Origin of the sequence: Nostoc sp. LEGE 12447 (assembly GCF_015206985.1) — a bacterium.
In the GTDB taxonomy this organism is placed as follows: domain Bacteria; phylum Cyanobacteriota; class Cyanobacteriia; order Cyanobacteriales; family Nostocaceae; genus Nostoc.
In genome coordinates, this window is record NZ_JADEXT010000009.1 from 96139 (window position 1) to 117358 (window position 21220).

22 protein-coding genes are annotated in these 21220 nt (G+C 41.4%); 9 read left to right on the plus strand and 13 right to left on the minus strand.

Annotated features, from left to right (window positions below):
• Positions 1–27 precede the first annotated feature (27 nt).
• Both IQ274_RS12745 and IQ274_RS12750 read right to left on the minus strand, forming a co-directional pair.
• The gene (locus IQ274_RS12745; protein ID WP_194142471.1) at positions 28–1383 is read right to left on the minus strand and encodes a (Fe-S)-binding protein; all 1356 of its coding nucleotides are present in this window, start codon (positions 1381–1383) and stop codon (positions 28–30) included.
• A gap of 88 nt (positions 1384–1471) precedes the next feature.
• Positions 1472–2809 (minus strand): FAD-binding oxidoreductase, encoded by a 1338-nt coding sequence (locus IQ274_RS12750; RefSeq protein WP_194142472.1) that lies wholly within the window; start codon positions 2807–2809, stop codon positions 1472–1474.
• Positions 2810–3027: 218 nt separating this feature from the next.
• On the opposite strand from IQ274_RS12750, the gene IQ274_RS12755 reads away from it, so the two are divergent.
• Complete coding sequence (locus IQ274_RS12755; protein ID WP_228058167.1) at positions 3028–3420, plus strand: hypothetical protein; 393 nt, start codon at positions 3028–3030, stop codon at positions 3418–3420.
• A gap of 108 nt (positions 3421–3528) precedes the next feature.
• Here the strand turns inward: IQ274_RS12755 and IQ274_RS12760 are convergent, their stop codons facing one another.
• On the minus strand, positions 3529–3732 hold the full coding sequence (locus IQ274_RS12760) for a hypothetical protein (protein WP_228058168.1): 204 nt from the start codon (positions 3730–3732) through the stop codon (positions 3529–3531).
• Positions 3733–3868: 136 nt separating this feature from the next.
• On the opposite strand from IQ274_RS12760, the gene IQ274_RS12765 reads away from it, so the two are divergent.
• Together IQ274_RS12765 and IQ274_RS12770 are read left to right on the plus strand one after the other, a co-directional pair.
• A complete protein-coding gene (locus IQ274_RS12765; protein WP_194142473.1) occupies positions 3869–4933 on the plus strand; it encodes a DUF3326 domain-containing protein in 1065 nt (354 codons plus the stop codon).
• A gap of 115 nt (positions 4934–5048) precedes the next feature.
• Positions 5049–5651, plus strand: a complete 603-nt coding sequence (locus tag IQ274_RS12770) for a type II CAAX prenyl endopeptidase Rce1 family protein (RefSeq protein ID WP_163930005.1) — start codon at positions 5049–5051, stop codon at positions 5649–5651.
• 334 nt (positions 5652–5985) lie between these two features.
• On the opposite strand, the gene IQ274_RS12775 is transcribed toward IQ274_RS12770, so the two are convergent.
• From IQ274_RS12775 to IQ274_RS12810, 8 genes are all read right to left on the minus strand, one after another.
• Positions 5986–6732 carry a creatininase family protein gene (locus IQ274_RS12775; RefSeq protein WP_012408581.1) on the minus strand — a complete coding sequence of 249 codons (747 nt, stop codon included), beginning with the start codon at positions 6730–6732 and terminating at the stop codon, positions 5986–5988.
• A gap of 562 nt (positions 6733–7294) precedes the next feature.
• Positions 7295–7567 carry a cupin domain-containing protein gene (locus tag IQ274_RS12780; RefSeq protein WP_163930007.1) on the minus strand — a complete coding sequence of 91 codons (273 nt, stop codon included), beginning with the start codon at positions 7565–7567 and terminating at the stop codon, positions 7295–7297.
• Between the two features lie 21 nt (positions 7568–7588).
• Positions 7589–7948 (minus strand): Mo-dependent nitrogenase C-terminal domain-containing protein, encoded by a 360-nt coding sequence (locus tag IQ274_RS12785; RefSeq protein WP_194142474.1) that lies wholly within the window; start codon positions 7946–7948, stop codon positions 7589–7591.
• 681 nt (positions 7949–8629) lie between these two features.
• Positions 8630–10135: a protein kinase domain-containing protein gene (locus IQ274_RS12790; RefSeq protein ID WP_194142475.1), complete on the minus strand. Its 1506-nt coding sequence runs from the start codon at positions 10133–10135 to the stop codon at positions 8630–8632.
• 47 nt (positions 10136–10182) lie between these two features.
• Positions 10183–10731 (minus strand): GIY-YIG nuclease family protein, encoded by a 549-nt coding sequence (locus IQ274_RS12795; RefSeq protein WP_194142476.1) that lies wholly within the window; start codon positions 10729–10731, stop codon positions 10183–10185.
• Between the two features lie 71 nt (positions 10732–10802).
• The gene (locus tag IQ274_RS12800; RefSeq protein WP_114082695.1) at positions 10803–11132 is read right to left on the minus strand and encodes a hypothetical protein; all 330 of its coding nucleotides are present in this window, start codon (positions 11130–11132) and stop codon (positions 10803–10805) included.
• A gap of 390 nt (positions 11133–11522) precedes the next feature.
• Positions 11523–11663, minus strand: coding sequence for a hypothetical protein (locus tag IQ274_RS12805; RefSeq protein ID WP_194142477.1), 141 nt, complete (start codon positions 11661–11663; stop codon positions 11523–11525).
• Positions 11664–11872: 209 nt separating this feature from the next.
• Positions 11873–12073 (minus strand): hypothetical protein, encoded by a 201-nt coding sequence (locus tag IQ274_RS12810; RefSeq protein WP_163930016.1) that lies wholly within the window; start codon positions 12071–12073, stop codon positions 11873–11875.
• A 322-nt stretch (positions 12074–12395) separates the two neighbouring features.
• On the opposite strand from IQ274_RS12810, the gene IQ274_RS12815 reads away from it, so the two are divergent.
• A complete protein-coding gene (locus IQ274_RS12815) occupies positions 12396–12893 on the plus strand; it encodes a GNAT family N-acetyltransferase (RefSeq protein ID WP_194142478.1) in 498 nt (165 codons plus the stop codon).
• A gap of 75 nt (positions 12894–12968) precedes the next feature.
• Here the strand turns inward: IQ274_RS12815 and IQ274_RS12820 are convergent, their stop codons facing one another.
• The gene (locus tag IQ274_RS12820; protein ID WP_163930061.1) at positions 12969–13592 is read right to left on the minus strand and encodes a class I SAM-dependent methyltransferase; all 624 of its coding nucleotides are present in this window, start codon (positions 13590–13592) and stop codon (positions 12969–12971) included.
• 377 nt (positions 13593–13969) lie between these two features.
• On the opposite strand from IQ274_RS12820, the gene IQ274_RS12825 reads away from it, so the two are divergent.
• The 5 genes from IQ274_RS12825 (at position 13970) to arsS (ending at position 18521) form a co-directional block, all read left to right on the plus strand.
• On the plus strand, positions 13970–14257 hold the full coding sequence (locus IQ274_RS12825; RefSeq protein ID WP_114082691.1) for a Mo-dependent nitrogenase C-terminal domain-containing protein: 288 nt from the start codon (positions 13970–13972) through the stop codon (positions 14255–14257).
• Between the two features lie 193 nt (positions 14258–14450).
• The gene (locus IQ274_RS12830; protein WP_163930025.1) at positions 14451–15125 is read left to right on the plus strand and encodes a response regulator transcription factor; all 675 of its coding nucleotides are present in this window, start codon (positions 14451–14453) and stop codon (positions 15123–15125) included.
• A 279-nt stretch (positions 15126–15404) separates the two neighbouring features.
• Positions 15405–16373, plus strand: a complete 969-nt coding sequence (gene arsM, locus IQ274_RS12835) for an arsenosugar biosynthesis arsenite methyltransferase ArsM (protein ID WP_194142479.1) — start codon at positions 15405–15407, stop codon at positions 16371–16373.
• Positions 16374–16519: 146 nt separating this feature from the next.
• Positions 16520–17479, plus strand: coding sequence for an inorganic phosphate transporter (locus tag IQ274_RS12840; protein WP_163930028.1), 960 nt, complete (start codon positions 16520–16522; stop codon positions 17477–17479).
• Positions 17480–17531: 52 nt separating this feature from the next.
• Positions 17532–18521: an arsenosugar biosynthesis radical SAM (seleno)protein ArsS gene (gene arsS, locus IQ274_RS12845; protein WP_194142480.1), complete on the plus strand. Its 990-nt coding sequence runs from the start codon at positions 17532–17534 to the stop codon at positions 18519–18521.
• Between the two features lie 502 nt (positions 18522–19023).
• On the opposite strand, the gene IQ274_RS12850 is transcribed toward arsS, so the two are convergent.
• Positions 19024–20946 carry a right-handed parallel beta-helix repeat-containing protein gene (locus tag IQ274_RS12850; protein WP_194142481.1) on the minus strand — a complete coding sequence of 641 codons (1923 nt, stop codon included), beginning with the start codon at positions 20944–20946 and terminating at the stop codon, positions 19024–19026.
• Positions 20947–21220 lie beyond the last annotated feature (274 nt).

The following is a 21220-nucleotide window of genomic DNA, read 5'->3' on the forward strand; positions in this document are numbered from 1 at the left end:
TAAATGCACAATGCAGCTAGCAAACCTCTACAATTTCAACTTTTCACCCCGAATCGAATAATCTAACAACTCCATCGGGTGAATAACTGAAATATTCTTACCTTGTAACTGCAAATGCTTCGTAATTTGCAAAGTACACCCCGGATTAGCAGAAGCAATTAACTCAGCACCAGTATTCAACAAATTCTGTATTTTTTGCTGACCCAATTCTTCAGCAACTTCTGGTTGCAGCATATTATAAACCCCAGCACTGCCACAACATAAAGCTGCATCTACTGGTTCTCTCAACTTCACCCCTGGAATTTGTCGTAATACCTGACGCGGTTGGACGCTAATCTTTTGACCATGCAATAAATGGCAAGCATCTTGATAAACTAAATTCAAAGGTTTATCAGTAAGTGGCGACAGTTTTGCTGTTATACCAACAGTTGCCAAAAACTCTTGAGCATCTTTAACTTTAGCTGCAAAATCCTTCGCCTTTTGCCGATATTCGAGGTCATCTTCTAAAATATGACCGTATTCTTTCAAAGTATGACCGCAACCAGCAGCATTGATAATTACAAAATCGACATCAGCCTTGGCAAAACTATCAATCATCTGCCTTGCTAAAGCTTTTGCCTGTTCTGTCTGCCCTTGGTGTTCGGGAAGTGCGGCACAACAACCTTGAGATTTGGGAATCACTACTTCACAACCATTCGCTGTTAAAACCCTCACCGTTGCTTCATTCACAGGAGAGAAAAACAGCCGTTGCACACAACCCAAAATTACCCCGACTCGATAGCGCTTCTCACCTTTAGCAGGAATCACACTAGGCAGATTATCTTGAAAAGATTTGAAGGTAATTTCTGGCAGAATTGATTCCATCGCTGCCAAACGGGGCGATATTTTATTAAGTAAACCTGTAGCGCGAAAGAATTTAGTAAACCCCAACTTTTGATAAACCAACAACGGAACTAATAAAACTCGTAAAAGATTGGGATAGGGAAACAGAGAAAATATCAGTTGACGAAAAAATTGATCTGGCAAACTGCGGGGATAATTTCGTTCAACTTGGTGACGAGTTGCAGAAATTAATTTGTCATACTGCACACCAGAAGGACAAGTACTCACACAAGCAAGGCATCCCAAACACGAATCAAAATGTTCTACGGTTGCCGTATTGAGAGCAATCTCACCCTCATTAATTGCATCCATTAAATAGATGCGTCCTCTAGGTGAATCCATTTCCTTACCCAGCACCCGATAACTGGGACAAGTCGAAAGACAAAATCCACAATGTACACAACTATCAATTAACTTTGGGTCAGGTGGATGATTAATATCAAACCCTTTCAAATTCTTTAAACTAGCCGTATTATTAACAGAATTATCTGAAACTTGCATATTTCTACCTTTCCCCTCTTCCTTTGCGTCCTTTGCGTCCTTGGCGGTAGCCTGTGGCAAGCCGCTTCGCGTCTACGTTTTCTTAAAACTAAATTCCACCCACAAACCGCCCCGGACTTAAAATATTTTTACTATCAAACTGTTCCTTAATACGGCGCATCAAAGGCAAAGCATTCCCCGTATAACCCCAAACATCTATTTGTTCTTTAACCGCCACTGGTGCTGACAGAATTGTTAAAAAACCACTAAAGGCTTGAGTGCGATCGCCTCCGGCGGAGCGTAGCTCATCGCGCACTTTCAAAACTTGATTTTTACTCTCTAATTGTAACAAACCCAAACCACTACTAATATGAATTAAACCTAACTCCACCTGAGTCAAAATCTCCACAGCAGCAGTAGGTAACACTCCTATTTTGCAGGTAATTACAGATTCTGTGGCAGAAAAATGTATTTGTTCTTGCAATCTCTGCCATAAACTAGCCTCATCAGCATCGGCAAAAATTACCCCATCTAAACCTAATTTTTGCCCAACTTCCAAAACTCGGTTTGACTGTTCTTTAACACTCTCACTAATACTCTGAAAACGGGCAATTAATCCCAATCCTTGACCCAAACCTAAGCTAGACACCAATTTAGTTGATAGCAAATCAGCTTGAACTGGTGTTAATGCCGAACTTCTAAGAATATCAGCCGCTTGGGATACAGCCTCAGCACTACCAGTTAGTACCACCGTCCCCGATGCCTCTGATAGCGGATATACACGGAAAGTTAGTTGACTAATCAAGCCCAATGTGCCATAAGACCCAGTAAGCAACTTCATCAAGTCATATCCAGCAACATTTTTAACTACTCTTCCCCCAGCTTTGGCGATTTCTCCATCAGCACGGACAAAGGTAACACCTAGTAACTGGTCACGCACACTACCATAACGTTGCCGCAGAGAACCTGTATCACCTGTGGCAACAATACCGCCAATAGTTGCTGACTCCGGTGCTGTGGGGTCAAGGGCGAGAAATTGCCGCGATTTTGCCAAAAGTGCCTGGAGATCCGAGAACTTCATTCCAGCTTCGACTGTGACAGTCAAATCGCCAACAGCGTGTTCAATCAGTTGATTGATGCGTTCTGTACTAACTACGACATCAACGTCCTTAGCTAAACCACCCCAGCTAAGTTTACTGCCACTACCACAGGGTAAGATGCGCCAGTTGTGAGTGTGAGCTTTGGCGATGACTGCGGCTAGTTGTTGTTGGGTACGGGGATAGACGATACAAGTGGGAGGTTTTCCAGAACTTACAGCTTGTTGGATACGTTTTTGCTGGTCTATTTCGATATTTTCCCAAAGGCAAACAGCATTTTCTTCGCCGATAATAGATGCAAAATCAGTAGCGCACACGCCTTGCGGCTTGTCGTTAGATATCGCTTTCATTGAGTTTATTTTTTTACGCTCTACATCTAATTTACTGGCTAACCTGACCAAAAAAGCGTATTGCCATTAATATACGGTGGCTGTAGATGCCTAGGTTGGGCTACGCCAACACGAACCAAACGCTACTCATTTGCGATAAACAACGCTTGTAACAAATAAATTATTTAACAGATGTTCTCCGCTGCCTGGAAATAGAAGGATTACTGTGGGTTGAGGCAATGTCTGTGAGTCGGCAAGCGCTATCTCAACGACCAGAAAGCTTGCCAGCAAAGTTATTTATCAAGTTATATGAGCAAGTAATAGAGCGCCTAGCAGCCAAGAAAAATCCCGCAGAAGTTGACCCAAGGTGGTCATCGATAGCTGAAGAGTTTAGTGCAGTATGGATAGCGGATGCATCGACCTTGGAAGCCATCAAAAAACATTTAGGACAACTCCAAGAAAAAACAGGCGCAGTGTTGGCGGGGAAGATGCTGATGGTGGTAGAAGCATTTACTCATCGCCCAGTAGCAGCGTTTTTCGATGCCGACGCGAAACGCAATGAAACCAACTGGTGGCAAGAACTACAACTACGCTTAACAGTAGGTGGTTTACTGATCACAGATATGGGCTAATATTCTTGATCCGCAACAACTTTCACCACAGTCGGTTTGTGATTTGTATCGCCGACGTTGGCAAATCGAAGATGCATTTTTACTGACTAAACGCTTACTCGGTTTATCTTATCTGTGGCATTCCATTCCCTGTACCCATTCTGGATAACCCCCTAGTTTATCTCCTTCTACAGGTGTAATGCGATCGCAAAAATCATCCAGATCCTCAAAACCCAGTCGCTCAATCACTTCATCTTCTAGCGTTTCATTTCCCAATTTATCCCAACCATAAACCAAGGCTACAAGGTCTTCCAACTGGGGATAATCTTCCACTTGTTGCCAAGCAATAATAGTTTTAGCAGAAAAATGAGATCCATAGAATTAGAGACGCAATTAATCGCGTCTGTATAAGAGTTAGGAGTTAGTATTTGATGGCTTCTGATTCATAACTTATAACTCCTAACTCAATATGCGTCCATACACCGCTATCTTAATCGTACCAACTGGCGTTGGGGCTACCATTGGGGGTTATGCAGGTGATGCTTTGCCTGTTGCCAAAGTTATAGCACAGGTTTGCGATCGCCTAATTACTCACCCCAATGTCCTTAACGGTGCAAGTTTATACTGGAACCTGCCAAATACTTTCTATGTTGAAGGTTATGGACTTGACAAATTTGCCTCTGGATGCTGGGGTTTGCGTCCAGTCCGCAACAATAAAGTAGGTTTGCTTTTAGACCAAGCTATTGAGCCAGAGTTGCGGCTACGACATATACAAGCAGCCGATGCAGTCAGAGCAACTCTGGGATTGACTCTAACAGATTATGTAATTACAGATGCACCATTAAATGTAGAATTACGGACTACAGCATCGGGAGCTAGTTGGGGAACAATTGGCAACCCAGATAGTTTATTACGAGCAGCTGAGATATTAATTAAAAAAGCGGGTGCAGAAGCGATCGCAGTTGTTGCCCGTTTCCCCGATGATATGGACTCAGAAGCAGTACAGAAATATCGCCAGGGTGAAGGTGTAGATCCTTTAGCGGGTGCAGAAGCCGTAATTAGCCATTTGCTAGTGCGAACCTTTCAAATTCCTTGCGCCCATTCTCCCGCCCTTTTAAGCGAACCTCCACAACCAGATTTATCTCCGCGTTCTGCCGCCGAAGAATTGGGTTATACCTTTTTGCCGTGCGTCCTTGTAGGATTAAGTCGTGCCCCACAATTTATAATAGATAAAGGAGCGATTGCATCAGAAAAAGGAGATATTTGGGCAGATGAAGTGGATGCTGCGATCGCACCTGCAAATGCTTGTGGTAGCAGTGCCTTACTGAGTTTAAGTCAAAGACAATGCCAAATAATTACAGTAGAAGAAAATAAAACTCTAATCAAAGTTCCTCCCCAACCGTTGGGGATCAAAGTTATACAGGTAAACTCATATTTAGAAGCTGTAGGCGTATTAGTAGCACACAAAGCAGGCATTAACCCCTCCGCTCTCCGTCCCAAACTATCACCTTTGCAGCCAGTAATTAAAAGTTAGGAGTTAGGAGAGAGGCGATTAATCGCGTCTGTACAGGAGTTGGAAGTTCTATCTTCCCCCTTCCCCCTTCCCCCTTCCCCTTGCCCCTTCCCCTTGCCCCTTCCCCTAAAAACCTGTGGTTGAACAACAAAAACAAGAGCCAGAAATTCCATATCTGACACGCATCCAAGTACTTGGGGCGATGGGAGCGACTGCAATCATTTTGTTGATAGTCGCCAAACTGTCGTTGCACTTTGGCAACTTTTCCCTCTTTTCCTGGAAGTGGGACGAGAAAGATTTGCTGTTGGGTGTAGGATTGGGATTCGTCATTACCGCGTTAAGTGGCATAGCTTATCGCGTTTGGACTCCCTATCGAAAAAGTGCAGATTATTATCTAGAAGTGGTACTGAAGCCCTTAGCCTTACCAGACTTAATTTGGCTCGGTTTACTACCAGGGTTGAGTGAAGAATTGTTATTTCGAGGTGTAATGCTGTCAGCTTTAGGATTAGATCATCTGGCTGTCATTGTATCTAGTTTTTGCTTTGGCATCTTACATTTTAGTGGTTCTCAACAATGGCCTTATGTGATTTGGGCAACAATTGTTGGGATGATATTGGCATATAGCGCCTTGCTTACGGGCAACCTATTAGTGCCGATTGTCGCTCACATGATTACCAATTGGATTTCTAGCTATTTCTGGAAAATGTGGCAATTGCGGCAATTAAAAAATAAATTTTGAGCTTGTAGGAATTAGTGCGTAGGCATAGATAGCCCCAAGGCTTTTCGGTTAAGAAGGGAAAGGGAAAGGGTACAAATGCAGTACTCACACATTAGATAGAGTTTCTACTTTCTGCCTTCTACCTCGTGCCCCCTGCCTTTCAATACGGTTCGGTTAGGGTTTTTTGATGAAAATTCTAAATCATAAAGACGCGATAAATCGCCGTCTCTACAATAATCAATCCTTCGTCTTGGCGGCGATTTATCACGTCTCTTGGCTTAACCGAACCGTATTGCCCTGCCTTCTATCTCCTGCATTCTACCCCCTGCCTCCTGCCTCCTGCCCCCTGCCCCCTTCAATCTGCGTTCACAAATTCCAAATATCCATTGCTGAGTTCTTTCACCGCCAAATCATAAAATTGCTTCCCGTGTTCTGGTGTTGCTAAACCAGGATTTGATCCCATGCGTCCATCTGGATAACGCACTCGAAAGTCAGCTGCGCTATAAATCCTGTGTCCGCTTGCAACTTCTGGTGAAAGGGGTGCTTGCTTAATCGCTTCTGGATAAACGTATTGGGTGAGGGCTACTTCACTTGGTGTTGCATGAGAACCTTCTTGATCCCCATATAACTCTTTAGCTAGCTTATATACAGAACCGCACATAAACCAGTTTGCCACTTGACATTGCACCTGTTGAGCATTGGCAATCTGTAAATCTTCTAAATGGGCATAAGTTTCGGAGAACGCCGCTTTGAGGGTGGCAATATTACCACCGTGTCCGTTGATAAAGTAGAACTTGCTAAAACCAGCTTTGGCTAAACAAGTTACATAATCTCGAACTACTTGAATTAAAGTGCTAGGACGCAGACTGATTGTGCCAGGAAAAGCAGTATGATGCAGTGCCATGCCCACATTGATTGTAGGGCCAACGATCGCGCCAGTTGCATCACCCACACCAGCTGCGATCGCTTCTGCACAAATGGCATCAGTACCAATTAACCCCGTTGGCCCATGTTGTTCTGTAGAACCAATAGGGAAAATAATCCCCTTCGACTGCTGTAAATAAGCTTCGACTTCTTGCCAAGTACTCAAATGCAGTAACATTTTTAATGATTTTCCTCAATAAAATTGCGGTAAGACGAAACCCTTCTCTGCTGAATAGCATCTCAATACTTTTCGGTTAAGGGGAAAAGGGGAAAGGGAAAGGGTTTGAATTTCCCTTTTCCCATTGCCCTTTAACCTTTCCCCAGACCAAAAGAGAGATTATTAGGTTTATCCGAAAAGTATTGAACTCCCACTAACTTGATTATGAACTCCCAAGATTCCCAGTAGTGGCGATCGCGATGATAAATTTCAATAACAAGATCCCCGACTTCGCTAAAATTGTCGGGGATCAATGAATTTTATATTTTTAGATATCTGCCATCAACTTTCTGCCAAATGTGGAGAAAATGAGGCTATCTATTTTTATAAATATTGTTTAGGGGATGGAGTCGCAACGATTTTTGACAGATATGGATACAAGCAATTTACCAAATATGTTACTTTATCCTACGAGCTTCGTTGCGAACCCCACCTATAAGAAAAATCTAAATTTATGAGATGTTGTGAGATGTTGGTTTTGTAGATCATCAAGAAAAGAATGGGGATCAATCTTAACTGTTGATTAATCAAAGTAATAATGTTTTTTCACGTCGCTTGTAATTTCCCAGGTACAGGACATTCCAGCCGGAAAAATCACCAAATCGCCTTTACCCATTTGCACTGGCTGTCTACCATCAGGAGTAACAACCACATCGCCTTCCAAAAAGTAGCAAGTTTCTTGAGAATCATAAGTCCAAGGGAATTTTGAGACTTCCTTTCTCCAAATATCCCATTTATAGACACCCAATTCATTGAGGCGTTCTTGTCTGGGCTGATGCTCAATTTGAATTTCCATGTTGCGTTTTTCTAGTTATGTTCAGCAGTAGGATTGAATATCCTCTCCACACTGATCTACTAAATAACACAAAGCGCGAAAACGCAAGTAGACAAGTTCGTTATAAAGTGGATTGAGTTTGCACATTGGCGGAATGTGTCCTATTTTGCGACCAAAAAGCTTGATATCACGCTCGAATGGACACTGAGCAGGAATCAGTTTAGCAATAAATTTCGCTAATTTCTGATTCTGAATCTCAATTTCATCCAGCCATTGACGTAATGGTTGCAATAAATCTAATTTAGGTTTAGTTAGTTCTTTTTTGCTATCTGCTTGATTATTTTGTCCTAAAGGTTGAATAAACGCAGACAAAAAAATACGCTGATTCTTTATTTTAAGCATAGTAGTAGGCAAGGTTTTCCTTGTGTAGATGAACTATTTGCCGAATTGGAATATTACCATCTAATCTGTCAAGCCAATTTGCATTATGCTTGGAAATTATGCAGAAAAATAAGCACAATACAAAGAATTTACATGCATCTTTGGAGGGAAATTGTCTAACTAATTGTTATTTAAGCCCACCAAATCGGGAAGAACTGTCCCGTTAAATACAAAATAACAAAGAAATTATAAAAATGGCATTTCTTTAACTTATGGATTGCTAATCTCCGAGATAGCAATTTTATATATTAAATATAAATGCCTGGTTCTGAAACGGCCTAGTATCTAGAGATGGAATTTGGCGTAGAAAAAAACAGTTTAGCTCTCACTCTATATAGGCTTCGGTAGGACTAGTCTCTAATATCTAGCGATTTTAGGCTATTAAATATCTAGTGATTTGTCTGGTATATTACACTAGATAACCTAGATATTATCTAATAAGTAGCAATAAATCCTTTGATAAGTTCAAGCTAATATACTTAGAAGTTATAGCATTTACAAGAATATTTGCAATAAATGTATCGAGTGTAACCGCTTACACTAGTACGCCCCTACCAACATATAAGGCTCATATTTGATTGATTTTTGAAAAAACTCAGTGCAATTCAAAAAGCCTTCTTTCCAGTTGCCTCTTGCCTAAACTTATTTCTTAAAATATCTCAAGCCGTAACGTTCTTGATATTTGTTGATATACTCGATATTTTGTTGCTCTAATTTTGACAGTAATTTAGATGGAAACGCTTTTGGTGAATATATAGGTTTATACCAAGGTTGGTTGTCAAAATAATCTTGTAATCCAGGAGTATCAAAACGGCGGCCGTGACTAGCAAAAATCGAATTTCGCATAATATCTAGTTCAAAACCGTCTTTACCATCCAAATCTGCATCACTTACAAGTCTTTGGGAAAGCCATAAATAAGTGTTGACGGTCGTGGTACCAACTGGCGGTATTGATGTCGTTGGGGTAGGTGTAATTTGAGTAGGAACAGATGGGGTTTGAGTAGGAACAGATGGGGTTTGAGTAGGAACAGATGGGGTAGTTGGTATAAATTTAGGAGTTTCTATGACTGGGCTGGTGACATTTGACGGAGTTTCTGAAGGTAACACCGTTTTGTCTGCTGTAGATTGAGTAGGTTTTGTTAATACCTGGCTAATAATCACAGATGCACCGATTAGCCCACCTGCAATCAAACTGCCCATAAGGATATTATTCTGACTATTACCTTGAGGATTCGGCTGTGGTTTGACAGCCACTGTCTGAGGTGGTGGTGCAGAAACTATAGTCGGTTGAGTCAAGATGGGTTGCGTTGGTGGAATTGGATTTGCGATATTCTGCAAAGTATCCAGCATTGCTCTAGCTGTGGGGTAGCGATCGCGCGGATGATATGCGATCGCTTTATCAATCGCTCCTGCTATGATTGGACTAACATGACTCGCATACTGTCGCCACACAATTTCACCCGTCTGGGAATCCGTCTCTAGTTGTTGCGCCTGTTTACCAGTGAGTAAGTAAATTATCGTCATTCCTAAACTGTATAAATCACTCGAATAAACTGGCCTACCTGCGGCTTGTTCACTCGGCATATAGCCAGGTGTACCAATCACAATCGAACTGGTAGGATTGCCTTGAGAATTTACTACGGTTCCCATTGACTCCCGGATAGCGCCAAAATCAATCAGCACTGGTTTACCATCACGATGACGCACAATGATGTTATCGGGTTTAATATCGCGGTGAACGATGTGCTTAGAGTGAACATAATCCAGGACGGGTAATAAATTCATGAATAATTCCTGGACAGCGCCTTCACTAAATAGTCCCTGCTTTTGAACTTTTCCAGTTAGGGTATCGCCTTCAACCCACTCCTGAACTAAGTAAAATTGCCCTCCAGAGGAAAAATAGGCATATAATGCTGGAATTTGGTCATTTGCACCACCGAGTTCTTCGAGAATAGCTGCTTCGCGTTGAAACCTCTCTTGCACTAACTGGTAAATTTGGGGATTATTGTGAATTGGTCTTAGCTGTTTAACCACACAACGGCGCTTTGAGGGCATATAGGTATCTTCTGCTAGATAGGTTTCACCAAACCCACCAGCGCCCAGTGTGCGGATAACTTGATAGCGATCGTTCAGCATCTGTATTGTCATGGGAGATTATAAGCGATATTCATAAGATAGTTTTCCCAAAACAACCTTCATTTCAAATCTAGTAAACCTTCTTCTTTCAATTTAGGATTGAAGCGAATTTGCATTTGTAAACCACGCACTTCTAATAATTGCGTTGAAATTTCTGCTTCTACTCTTCGCGCCACATTTTTAATAATTTTCATTTGTGCTAATTCATCATTAGCTGGATTTTGATATTTTGCCTGTTCGTCAGGTGTCATTATCAATTTGACATCAATGGGATGAGTCCATTTTTCCTTGTTATCCCCATTTCCCCAAGGTACACCGCCATTTTCAGCAATCCAAGCATTTTCAGTATTTTCTAAAATTGTGCGACTAGGGCGTTCAATAGTTTGAACTTTGACCCAATAGCATTGCTGTGGCTGACGGACTAAATGCTGCTTGAGGCTGAGATAAACATCACGAGAGTATCCTACAAATTGCAGCACTTTTTCTTGGTCAAAAATAGCATACACCCCGATTTTACCTTGAAATTGTTCAGGTAATTGACCGCTATCATCAATGTAAGGAATGTATTCCAAGGCTGCCAAAGAAGAAAGATTCGTTTCAAGAGCCATACATCAAATATTAAACTTACTATTTGCCTTCAGAATGGAAAATTGCTAATTAGGGAAAACTATCTTTTAAATTACCCATTACCCAATTTTTGGTAAATTGCACAAAGGCGACTGGGTTTAAAAATCTTAGCACTAAACATAAAATTTGGTGGTACATTGATGATGGCATATTCATCAGATTCATGATACTTTTCAAACTCTGCTGGCATTCCTTTCGTTGTCGTTAAGCTATAAGGAACTGGTTGGAAAATTAATTCTGTAAATTTAATTTGCTCACACTGCAATTGTTGGCGAATTTGGTTTAAGAAAGCATCGCTTGTCAATAAGTTGAATAAAGTTTCTTGGGCTTGTGCTTCAAGAGTGAAACTGCCATCAAAGTTCTGGACTATTTTAAGAGACATTTTCTGTATAGGTAGTTCTTAACGACTCAGTGAAAAATCACTACTTTAAGATCAGCCTATTGGATTGTGGGACTTCTGTCAGCCACTAGAGGAAGCTGGCATGATTAAGAATCATGAAGTTGAGCAGATTTTCAGGGATAGGTGATTTTTTCTTAACGCTTTGCTGACAAACTTCAGTAGGCAAAAAAGCAGTGAAAGCCCCGATTTACCGTAGGGGCAAGTCACGAATTGCTCTACAGGGTATAGCTCTGCACAAGCACTAACTAAGTGAATAAAAATCATTTTTTTAGTAAGAGGTAAAATAAAATACATAACAATGCCAGAATGCAAAACTACTCCAGGTAGGTTGGGGAGCCACTGCGTTGGGCGGGTTTCCCGACTTGTTCGCTCTTAGCGTTCCCGCAGGGTAGCAAGTGGCGTTTGAGGAACGAAACCCAACATTCTCAGGGCTTTGTTGGGACTTCCAAAAAATCCTGTGGGGTGGACATCTTGTCCGCCCTTGGCTATGGGCGGACAAGATGTCCACCCCACAATAAGTAGTTGAGTATTTTTTTATTTAGAAGTCCATTAACCGAGCAGTATTGGGGCTGCGCCTACGTACTTAGCGCACCACATTCTCGCACAACAAAAATGAGTGAATAATCGTGATATAAACCACAACTATCCACTCAAAGTTTAGTAAATCGGGGTTACTAAAAAACCCCAAGAAGATTATTCAAACTTGGGAAAGTTAAAACCAATTAACGTGATTCAGTTCCCTGATTGGGGCTACCTGCTATACCATCCTCTCCTGGTGCTTCTGGCGTAGCACTGGGTTTAGCATCACTCTTTTCAGCATCGCCAGTTTTGCGGATACTTTCGTCGATGGGGGTTTGGTAGCCACCAGAAGCAGTAGGCGTAGTTTCTTGATTATCAGATTTTTGTTTTTGTTGTTCAGCCATGATGACATTCCTTAATTATTTATTCTTGGGATTATCTTAAGAAAATTTGGGTTTTGAGTACATCTATCCAGAATCTAGTTATCGCTGATTGTCCCTCTATCGGAAGTATTGTTTAGTACTACTCATCTTTGATGACAAAAATTCATAACTATGAAATTTGCTAACCTTAGAATGCTTGCCGTCGTTAAAGGACAACTTAGAACAGATTTGATATCCGAGATGCTTTTAGAATTGCTTTATTGACGCTTGACAGAGAATGGCAAATGATCTAAGTGAATAATATCGTGTGATGATTGTGATCCAAACTATCAAAGTGTAATTAATGAACCAGAGTAATTCACCGTTACCATCTGGATGTGTCCTTCGCAAGGCAACCTTGGCGGATAAGTGGTCGATTCGATTGCTGGTATTCTCAGCGAAACTCGACCCAACCCAATTAAACTGGCAGCAATTTTGGGTAATTGAATGCGGTGATAATCTCGTAGCTTGCGGACAGCTACGTAATTTTTCAGGGGCACAAGAACTTGGTAGTTTGGTCGTTGCATCAGCTTGGAGAGGTCGCGGTTTGGGTACTTTGCTAACGCAGCATTTGATTAATACAGCAACGCAACCACTTTATCTTGAATGTTTAGGTGAACGATTGGCACAGTTTTACAGTCGTTTTAATTTTGCACCAATATCTTTTGAAGACTTGCCACAATTTCCCAAAACAACAGGTTTGTCTACGCTCAACGATAAATTTAGGTTGTCACAATTAGCTAAAAGGCTGCTCAAAGTTCCTGTGGTGTTTATGGAATATCGAGGTCATACTAATTCGTAATTCGTAATTAAGATATAGAGAACAATGACTGATACAAGCTGTTTACAATCTTTTACTCTTTCCAATTTTCTATTTTCAAATCGGAGGTTTAGCAAAAATTGTTAGTAAGACTGGCCCTAATAAATAGTGGTGATTCAAACACAATAGCCCAGCAGAAGAGCCAAGAAGTTGACGTTGATTAGGGCTGTAGAGTCTAATTCCACGGGGAGTAAGTGGCAATAATTGAGGTTCTGCGTCTTTTTTAGAAGTAATGTTAATGTCAACTAAGTAGAAGCGTCCACCGGGAGAAAGTACCCGTGCTATCTCACTAACTACCTGTTTTGGTTCCAAATAGTGCAAGAAGCTGATAGTGCTGAAAACAGCATTAAATTGACCATCAGCAAAGGGAAGAGACTCAGCTTTGCCCTCGATATAAATTAAACGTGGACGGTGATGGTTGCTCTGTCTTGCTAACCGCAACATATTAGCAGAGAAATCCAATCCAGTACCCCGCAGGTCAGGAAACTGAGTAGCAAGGCGCTCAAGTAAGCGGCCAGTACCACAACCGATATCAAGTACATTTGCTGACTTTGGTAAATCGACGTACTCCAGCAAGCGTTTGTGAATGGCTCGATAAAACACTGAAGGGAAGAGCCAGTCATAACTTGGTGCCCATCGGTCAAAAAGTAGCTTTTTGTTACTGAAGAAGTTATCAGTCATAAGTTTTCGCAGCTTCTTTAAAGCTTGATGCTTTTTTAGGGTAAGTTTAGCTGCGCCTCCCAGAATTTGGTTATAGTTTTGCAGTCCGGCAATATCTAGCCTAGCGTTTGGCACAATATAGCGGTTCTTGACCCAACCCAGTGAGTTACAGCTAGCCGATTCATTTGTTGCAAAAGTTTTTGGAAATTGTAGAAATCATCAGGAATTTTGATCCTTGAATGTGTAGTTTACAGTGTACCTAGAGATTCATTCTATCTTTGTAGAGAACGAACGAACTAGGAATCAGTGCATAAAACTATAGAACCTAAGTGTATGTATTTATAGAGGTTCAAATAGAACAAACTCAATCTAGTTTGAAATTATTAAGGTGAAAAATTATGACAAGCTTTATTCAAGTACGGTCACACAATGATTTACTACACCCTGTGCGCGAGTGGTTGGAAAAGATAGAAATTCATAACTCCAAATTGGCTCATTTCTTATGCAAAGCTATTCCTGCTCAGTGTCCCTTTGAGCAAGATATCACACTGTTTGGTCGAAAGCTATTTCATATTCCTCCGATGTGTAAATTAAATCCCCTATATGAGGAAGTGGTTGGTTTGCGTTTTAAAGCGCTCTGTTATCTTGCCGATAAATGTGGTGAAGATGTCACAAGCTATTGCTAATAGTCAGTTTGATGTTCTTTGATTAAGCAGCCATTGGTATTTGCAAATATACTGTTGTTACTTACTCAGGTTTATACTAAGCTAACGTACACCTAATTTAGATGTTTGGCTATGTAAGTAGCTGGCACCTCGCTAAAGTGTTTCCAGACCGTATTGTTGCTTACCGTACCCTGCTGAAATCATTAATATCATCATGACGCACATCTTACTGGTTGAAGATGAAGTCAAACTGGCGCGATTTGTCGAATTAGAATTAAATTATGAAGGCTATCAAGTCAGTATTGCCTACGATGGATTAACTGCACTCACCGCAGCGCGTGAGTTACATCTAGATTTAGTAATTTTAGACTGGGTGTTGCCTGGCTTATCGGGGTCAGAAATTTGCCGCCACCTGCGAAATATTAGTGATAAATTGCCAATAATATTATTAACCGTCAAAGATGAAGTAAGCGATCGCATTGTAGGCTTAGACGCTGGTGCTGATGATTACCTCGTTAAGCCCTTCAGTGTTGATGAATTATTAGCCAGAGTTGGCACTCACCTGCGAAGAAATTGGCAAGTAGACAGTGCAGATGTTTTAGAATTTGAAGACTTGAGTTTAAATCGTCGCACGCGCCAAGTGTACCGAGATCAAAGGTTAATTGAGTTAACTGCTAAGGAATTTGATTTACTGGAATATTTACTGGCCCATCCACGACAGCTAATTACCTGCGATCGCATTTTACAAGAAGTCTGGGCTTACGACTTCATGGGCGATGCCAACATCATCGAACTTCACATACGCTACCTGCGTCTGAAACTTGAAGCCAATAACGAAAAGTGTCTCATTCAAACTGTGAGTGGTGTCGGCTACACATTGCATGATTGAATTTGAGATGGGGAATGGGGAATGGGAAAGAGGACTTGGGGACAAGGAGAATTGGGGATAAGGGGAAAGACTTGTTGTAAGTTCTAAACTTTTGTCACCTTGTCCCCTTGTCCCCCTGCTCCCTCATCCCCTATCTAGTGTGAAATAACGATAAAACCTCAAAGTTTTCTGTTCCAGGAAGATTTGGGGTTTTTGGCAATTTGAGCAATAACTCATCCAACTCAGGGTTAATTATATTAGGATGCACAAAGCTGTCATCATCTAAAAATCTAAAACTGCATGACTTATCTAGAAACAGCGGCGCAATTCTACCGCGAAGTTGCCGAAACCCCGCAAGTTGGACTTTGTTGTGTGCAAAGTACACCCCTGCAACTACCAGGGTTGAAAATTTCTTTGGCTATGCAGGAAATGAACTATGGTTGTGGCACCACTGTTCACTCCACCGAACTAGGAAATCAGCCTACTGTGCTTTATGTCGGCGTTGGTGGAGGCTTAGAAGCGTTGCAATTCGCTTATTTTTCCCGCTATGCAGGTGCTGTAATTGCCGTTGAACCGGTTGGGGCCATGCGGGAAGCAGCCGCACGCAATCTGGAAATTGCTGCTCAAGAAAACCCGTGGTTTGACACGAGTTTTGTAGAAATCCGCGAAGGTGATGCTTTTAACTTACCCGTTGCTGATGCTAGCGTCGATATCGTGGCGCAGAATTGTCTTTTCAACATCTTTGAACCAGAAGATTTAAACCGTGCTTTAAAAGAAGCCTATCGGGTATTAAAACCAGGCGGACGTTTGCAGATGAGCGATCCAATTGCCACTAGTCAAATTCCAGCACATCTTCAACAAGATGAACGACTCAGAGCCATGTGTTTATCAGGCGCACTCACATATCAAGAGTATACTGAACGGATTACAAATGCTGGCTTTGGTCAGGTTGAAATTCGCGCCCGTCGTCCTTATCGCCTACTAGATTCTCAGACTTATAACTTAGACGAACACCTACTTTTAGAAAGCCTGGATTCTGTCTCCTTTAAAGTTGATATTCCAGAAGATGGTGCTTGTATTTTCACTGGAAAAACAGCAATTTATGCTGGCTTGAAACCCTTCTTCGATGACTCAGCAGGACACATACTCCAGCGAGGTATTCCTGCAGCAGTGTGTGATAAAACTGCCGCTAAACTTGCAGCTATCAAGCCAGCAGAAATAATTGTTACCAACTCAACCTGGCACTATAGCGGTGGTGGTTGCTGTTAATTTCTTAAAAAAGAATTCAAGTGTCAGTAGTTAGAATTATTCATAACTCTGTGCAACTGGAAAATGAATGCACAATTTTAATATTTCACTAATTGCATTCTTGATTCTGAATTCTCAATTTTGACTTCTTTCTTATAAGCCCCAAAATGTTGTTAATTAGTTTATTTATCGCTACGCTTTTTTTAGCATATTCTAATGGTGCCAATGACAACTTTAAAGGGGTAGCAACGTTGTTTGGTAGCCGAACTAGTAGCTATCAAACAGCAATTTTGTGGGCAACTTTCACAACTTTAGGTGGTGCAGCAACTGCAACTTTTTTGGCAAGTACACTAATTAAAAACTTCTCTGGTAAAGGACTAGTACCTGATGCGATCGCTAATTCACCAGAATTTCATCTCGCAGTTGCGATCGCTACTGGTCTAACTGTACTGATAGCAACCCTTATGGGGTTTCCCATTTCCACAACTCACAGTTTAATAGGTGCGCTAGTTGGCGCTGGTTTAGTTGCGATCGGACTCAAAGTCAATTTTGCCGTTTTGGGAACTTCCTTTGTTTTGCCTTTATTTCTCAGTCCGATCATTGCCATTCCTTTCGGAGCAGCAATTTACAGCTTATCTGGCTATATAAATTCCAAATGGAACCTACCAGTCAATCAAAAAATGATTGATACTTGCCATTTTCTCAGCGCCGGAGTTGTGAGTTTTGCTAGAGGATTAAATGATACTCCCAAGATTTCCTCACTCATTCTAGTTATTGAGTATTTTTCAGTTCAGGGAGGAATGATCACAATTGCGATCGCAATGGCACTTGGCGGTTTACTCAACTCTCAAAAAGTTGCTGTCACCATGAGTGAAAAGATTACCTCATTGAATCCTCCTCAAGGCTTATCAGCAAATATAGTAACTGGAATTCTAGTGATTGCAGCTAGTCTGTTTGGACTTCCGGTTTCTACCACTCATGTTTCAGTTGGTTCTATTTTTGGAGTCGGTTTGACTGGCAAAAAAGCCAACATGCGTGTTTTTTATCAGATACTATTATCGTGGATTTTAACTTTACCTACTGCTGCAATTATTAGTGGAATAATTTACCGATTATTACAAGGTTAGAGACATTGAGTATATTTTTGCCATATTTGCCATATTTAAGGAATAGTAGCTAATGCAAACTCAATCAAAAATTACACCATTTAAAAATAAACTAAATTTCCCTTTCAAAAAAAAGGGGATCTCTGTTTTACAAATTAATCTAGGTAAGCGTTGTAACCTTGCCTGTACACACTGTCATGTCGAAGCTGGACCAAAACGTACAGAAGAACTTTCTCCTGAAATTTGCGAACAATTGATTTCGCTAATCCATAAATTTCCCGAAATTAAAATTGTGGATTTGACTGGTGGCGCACCAGAAATGAATTATGGATTTAAGCCATTAGTAGAAGCAGCAAGAGCAACCGGCAAGCAGGTGATTGTCCGGTCTAATTTGACTATTTATTTTGAAGATGGATTTGCTGATTTACCAGAATATTTTGCTCAACACCAAATAAGAATTGTGGCTTCCCTACCATGCTATTTAGCAGACAATGTTGATAAAATGCGTGGTTCTGGCGTTTTTGATATTTCAGTCAAAGCTTTGCAGTGGCTTAACCAACTCGGCTATGGTAAAGATGAAAATTTAATTTTGGACTTGGTATTTAATCCCCAGTTACCCACTACTGAAACATTTTCCTTAGCTCCCGAACAGACCAACCTAGAACAAGATTATAAAATGTTCTTGCAAGAACATTTTAATATTGTATTTAACAACCTCTTCACCATTACCAACCTACCAGTTGGTAGAACCAAAATACATTTAGAACGGAGAAAACTGTACAGTAGCTATTTACATTTTTTAGAGTCAAATTTTAATCCTGGCACAGTTGAACATTTGATGTGTCGCGATCAACTTTCAATTGACTATCTAGGAAATGTATATGATTGTGACTTTAACCAGATGATGAATTTGCCTGCAAAAACTGGCAATTCTGAAGCACTAACAGTTAGCAAATTGCTAGAAGCTGGCAGTCTAGACCTGATTAGTGAGATCCAAACTGCTGCTTATTGCTATGGTTGTACTGCTGGGTGTGGTTCTAGTTGTGGTGGTGCTTTGCTCTAAGGCCGCTAAAAAAAGTCTGTTACCAAAATTGTTACCAGTGCGTTGTTGTTGGGCTGTTACTTTATGATGAGATTTAGTTAAGCTCCTTACACCACACTGAAAACCGTGAAACATAATGTTTCGCGGTTTTTTCCCTTTTTGTACAGTGACAAATTAAATGATGTTGAGACAAATTCGTGTCATCAAATAAATCCTTATCCACTTTAGACTGACAACAATTTGTGTTGATACAGCTTGTAAGTTCCCTGTGCCGTTTCTAAGCTTAAGACTAGAGAGTTCAAGCTTTCACACCCTCGATGACATTAATAATTTGTCACTGTACATTATCCTTTAAGGCTTTGGTATAGCCAAACTCCGATCCAAAAATTTGGATTTTATTAAATCAACTTTCCTTACCACTCCCAATATTGCTCGGTTAAAGGGAAAAGGATTGGAAGACTCGATATATAAGGTTTTTTCCCTTTTAACCTTTTCCCTTTCCCCCAAAACCCAACAAGTATTTTTACCACTCCCATCGACCGATGTCAGGTGCCGAACCAGAGTAAGGAAGTCCTACATTAGTTCCTCTATCCACCACAAGACTGCGTGACGAAGCCGGCTTGTAGTAAGGGTTCCAACGGTCGCCTGTACCTGTAAATCTTGGATCGCCCTGGATGTTTGTCGCATTAGCCGCGAATCGGATCTGCCAAGTTGATTTTGCTGGGTTCGTATTCCTGCGGAGATTATTAGTGAAAGCAATGTTTTTACCTCCTTGCACATCGTCTCCTTGAGAGTTCAAGAACACATTATTTTTGATCGATATTCTGTCTACGGAGTCGAGTTGTAGGCTATTCCCTAAGGTATCGAATACGTTGTTGTGAATCTTGATGTCGGTAGCTAAATCGGGAATGAAGACGGCAGTACTGTTCCCGAAACCAAATTGAACTTTACGAGCGACATTTGCGAAAATATTATTGTGGATGTTGATGTTGTGATTTTCTATACTTCCGCCCCATGCTTTCCCTCCCCAGATCGCAATACCGAAGCCCTTATCCTGAAAGTAGGAGTCGGATATCTCAACTCCACTCAAGGCAACCTCGATTGACTCCTTAACACTTTGTCCGTCAATATCTTTTATTCTTACGTTTCGCATCTTGAGATTGCTTGGGTGTGTAGCTGTCGGCTGGTAATCATTCATTACTGCATGATTAACCATCGATAACCACGTATTACAGGTAACGTTGTAGACTTCGTTTCCATAACTCAAATTCCAAAGTTCAATGGAAGCATCCTCGCTCCACTGGGAATCAACTTCCGGAACCTGGATGTCGCAATCGTGAATCTTCACGTTACGCAGATGACCTACATGCATGAACTTGATGCCGTATCCTTTATTTTCTCGGATAGTAATGTTGTAGATGTCAGCGCCATCCAGCCCTCCAAGTCTCAAGTTACCGGTAGATCCTCCCGATACTCCATCTGCTGCGGAGTTAATAAACGTGCAATCATATATCGTTGTGTTCTTCATCCACCTCCCCTCTGGAAGCGGGACAAACCACCACATATTGCCACGGGTAAAAACTGCACCACTGTGCTGGAAATCCTTGAACGTGACATTATGCATAGTCACATTATTACGATTTTCCACCCAGACACCGGCTTTGATGGTCTTGCCGTTCCCGTTTATGGTGAAGCCGCTTAAGGTCTGATTGCCGTCTGTCGCCTCAATCATCTCGGAAGGAGCCCCATACCTAGGGCTCGAGCCAGAGTAGCTAGGCGAGACAAGCTGAATAATGCTTCCATAATGCAAAAGACTCCAGTCGGTGCTACCTGTGTTTATTCCTGGAGCAGGAATCGCACTGTTGCTAGTGATAGTCACGCTTGATTCTCCTGCTCCCTCGATATTCACTCCCGGCGGAAGTACCGTCGCTTCCGTTTCCCTATAGACACCTGCGTTCAGGTAAATCGTGTAGTTTTGATTCGGTTGAACTCGTTTTGCTGCATACGCCAACGTCCTCAATGGCTTGCCTAGCGATCCATCGCCTCCGGTGTCGCTTCCCGTGGGAGACACATAGACGTACAAGTTCGTGGTAGATTGGGTAGCCGCAATTTTAGGATTAGTCCTTTGACCATCCTTCTCCCTAAACAAATTGAAAAGGTTGAAATTACTATCATTAGGAGGAACCCTAAAAATCAGGTCTTTATCATTTGCGCCTCCCCCGTACCTCGTACCGTAAAGCTTACCATCGCTGTTTTGTACAGATTCTGCCTCTGAAGTCGAACCATCGGACTTATTACTGTTATTAAACGAATGAATAACGGTAGGTGTAATGTTAGCGATCGCAGGAGTTTTTTGGGTAGTTACTAACTGAGTTGTGACTACAGCTACTAAAGCAATAGTGGTTAAAGCTGCGTAGGAAAGAAGGGAGCGTAGAGTCTTTATCATTACTCAAAGGAGGGAAAAGCAATGGACGCAAGGGAGCGGAGAAATGAGGAAAGAATGACAGGAAAAAGAATAGAAGGCTTTCCACCGTAAGAAGTACTGCGACGGGGATATCTTCCTCGTCTTTGGAAGGAGGAAGTAAGACTACTTGGAAATTTTTATCCAGTACCTATCGATAGATAAACTGTAAAAAACCTACCATTCTATCTTTCACCTGAGTATTAAGATTTATTCGTGTGAATTTATATCCTTTACCCTAAAGTCCACACTCTTATAC

What these genes read in the sequence shown, in the direction of transcription:
- IQ274_RS12830 (WP_163930025.1), top strand. Translation starts at nt 14,451, where the DNA reads ATGACGCACATCTTACTGGTTGAAGATGAAGTCAAACTGGCGCGATTT.
- IQ274_RS12825 (WP_114082691.1), top strand. Translation starts at nt 13,970, where the DNA reads ATGACAAGCTTTATTCAAGTACGGTCACACAATGATTTACTACACCCT.
- IQ274_RS12780 (WP_163930007.1), bottom strand. Translation starts at nt 7,567, where the DNA reads ATGGAAATTCAAATTGAGCATCAGCCCAGACAAGAACGCCTCAATGAA.
- arsS (WP_194142480.1), top strand. Translation starts at nt 17,532, where the DNA reads ATGCAAACTCAATCAAAAATTACACCATTTAAAAATAAACTAAATTTC.
- IQ274_RS12755 (WP_228058167.1), top strand. Translation starts at nt 3,028, where the DNA reads ATGTCTGTGAGTCGGCAAGCGCTATCTCAACGACCAGAAAGCTTGCCA.
- IQ274_RS12795 (WP_194142476.1), bottom strand. Translation starts at nt 10,731, where the DNA reads ATGGCTCTTGAAACGAATCTTTCTTCTTTGGCAGCCTTGGAATACATT.
- IQ274_RS12810 (WP_163930016.1), bottom strand. Translation starts at nt 12,073, where the DNA reads ATGGCTGAACAACAAAAACAAAAATCTGATAATCAAGAAACTACGCCT.
- IQ274_RS12775 (WP_012408581.1), bottom strand. Translation starts at nt 6,732, where the DNA reads ATGTTACTGCATTTGAGTACTTGGCAAGAAGTCGAAGCTTATTTACAG.
- IQ274_RS12785 (WP_194142474.1), bottom strand. Translation starts at nt 7,948, where the DNA reads ATGCTTAAAATAAAGAATCAGCGTATTTTTTTGTCTGCGTTTATTCAA.
- IQ274_RS12820 (WP_163930061.1), bottom strand. Translation starts at nt 13,592, where the DNA reads ATGACTGATAACTTCTTCAGTAACAAAAAGCTACTTTTTGACCGATGG.
- IQ274_RS12815 (WP_194142478.1), top strand. Translation starts at nt 12,396, where the DNA reads ATGAACCAGAGTAATTCACCGTTACCATCTGGATGTGTCCTTCGCAAG.
- arsM (WP_194142479.1), top strand. Translation starts at nt 15,405, where the DNA reads ATGACTTATCTAGAAACAGCGGCGCAATTCTACCGCGAAGTTGCCGAA.
- IQ274_RS12765 (WP_194142473.1), top strand. Translation starts at nt 3,869, where the DNA reads ATGCGTCCATACACCGCTATCTTAATCGTACCAACTGGCGTTGGGGCT.
- IQ274_RS12790 (WP_194142475.1), bottom strand. Translation starts at nt 10,135, where the DNA reads ATGACAATACAGATGCTGAACGATCGCTATCAAGTTATCCGCACACTG.
- IQ274_RS12800 (WP_114082695.1), bottom strand. Translation starts at nt 11,132, where the DNA reads ATGTCTCTTAAAATAGTCCAGAACTTTGATGGCAGTTTCACTCTTGAA.
- IQ274_RS12745 (WP_194142471.1), bottom strand. Translation starts at nt 1,383, where the DNA reads ATGCAAGTTTCAGATAATTCTGTTAATAATACGGCTAGTTTAAAGAAT.
- IQ274_RS12850 (WP_194142481.1), bottom strand. Translation starts at nt 20,946, where the DNA reads ATGATAAAGACTCTACGCTCCCTTCTTTCCTACGCAGCTTTAACCACT.
- IQ274_RS12840 (WP_163930028.1), top strand. Translation starts at nt 16,520, where the DNA reads ATGTTGTTAATTAGTTTATTTATCGCTACGCTTTTTTTAGCATATTCT.
- IQ274_RS12750 (WP_194142472.1), bottom strand. Translation starts at nt 2,809, where the DNA reads ATGAAAGCGATATCTAACGACAAGCCGCAAGGCGTGTGCGCTACTGAT.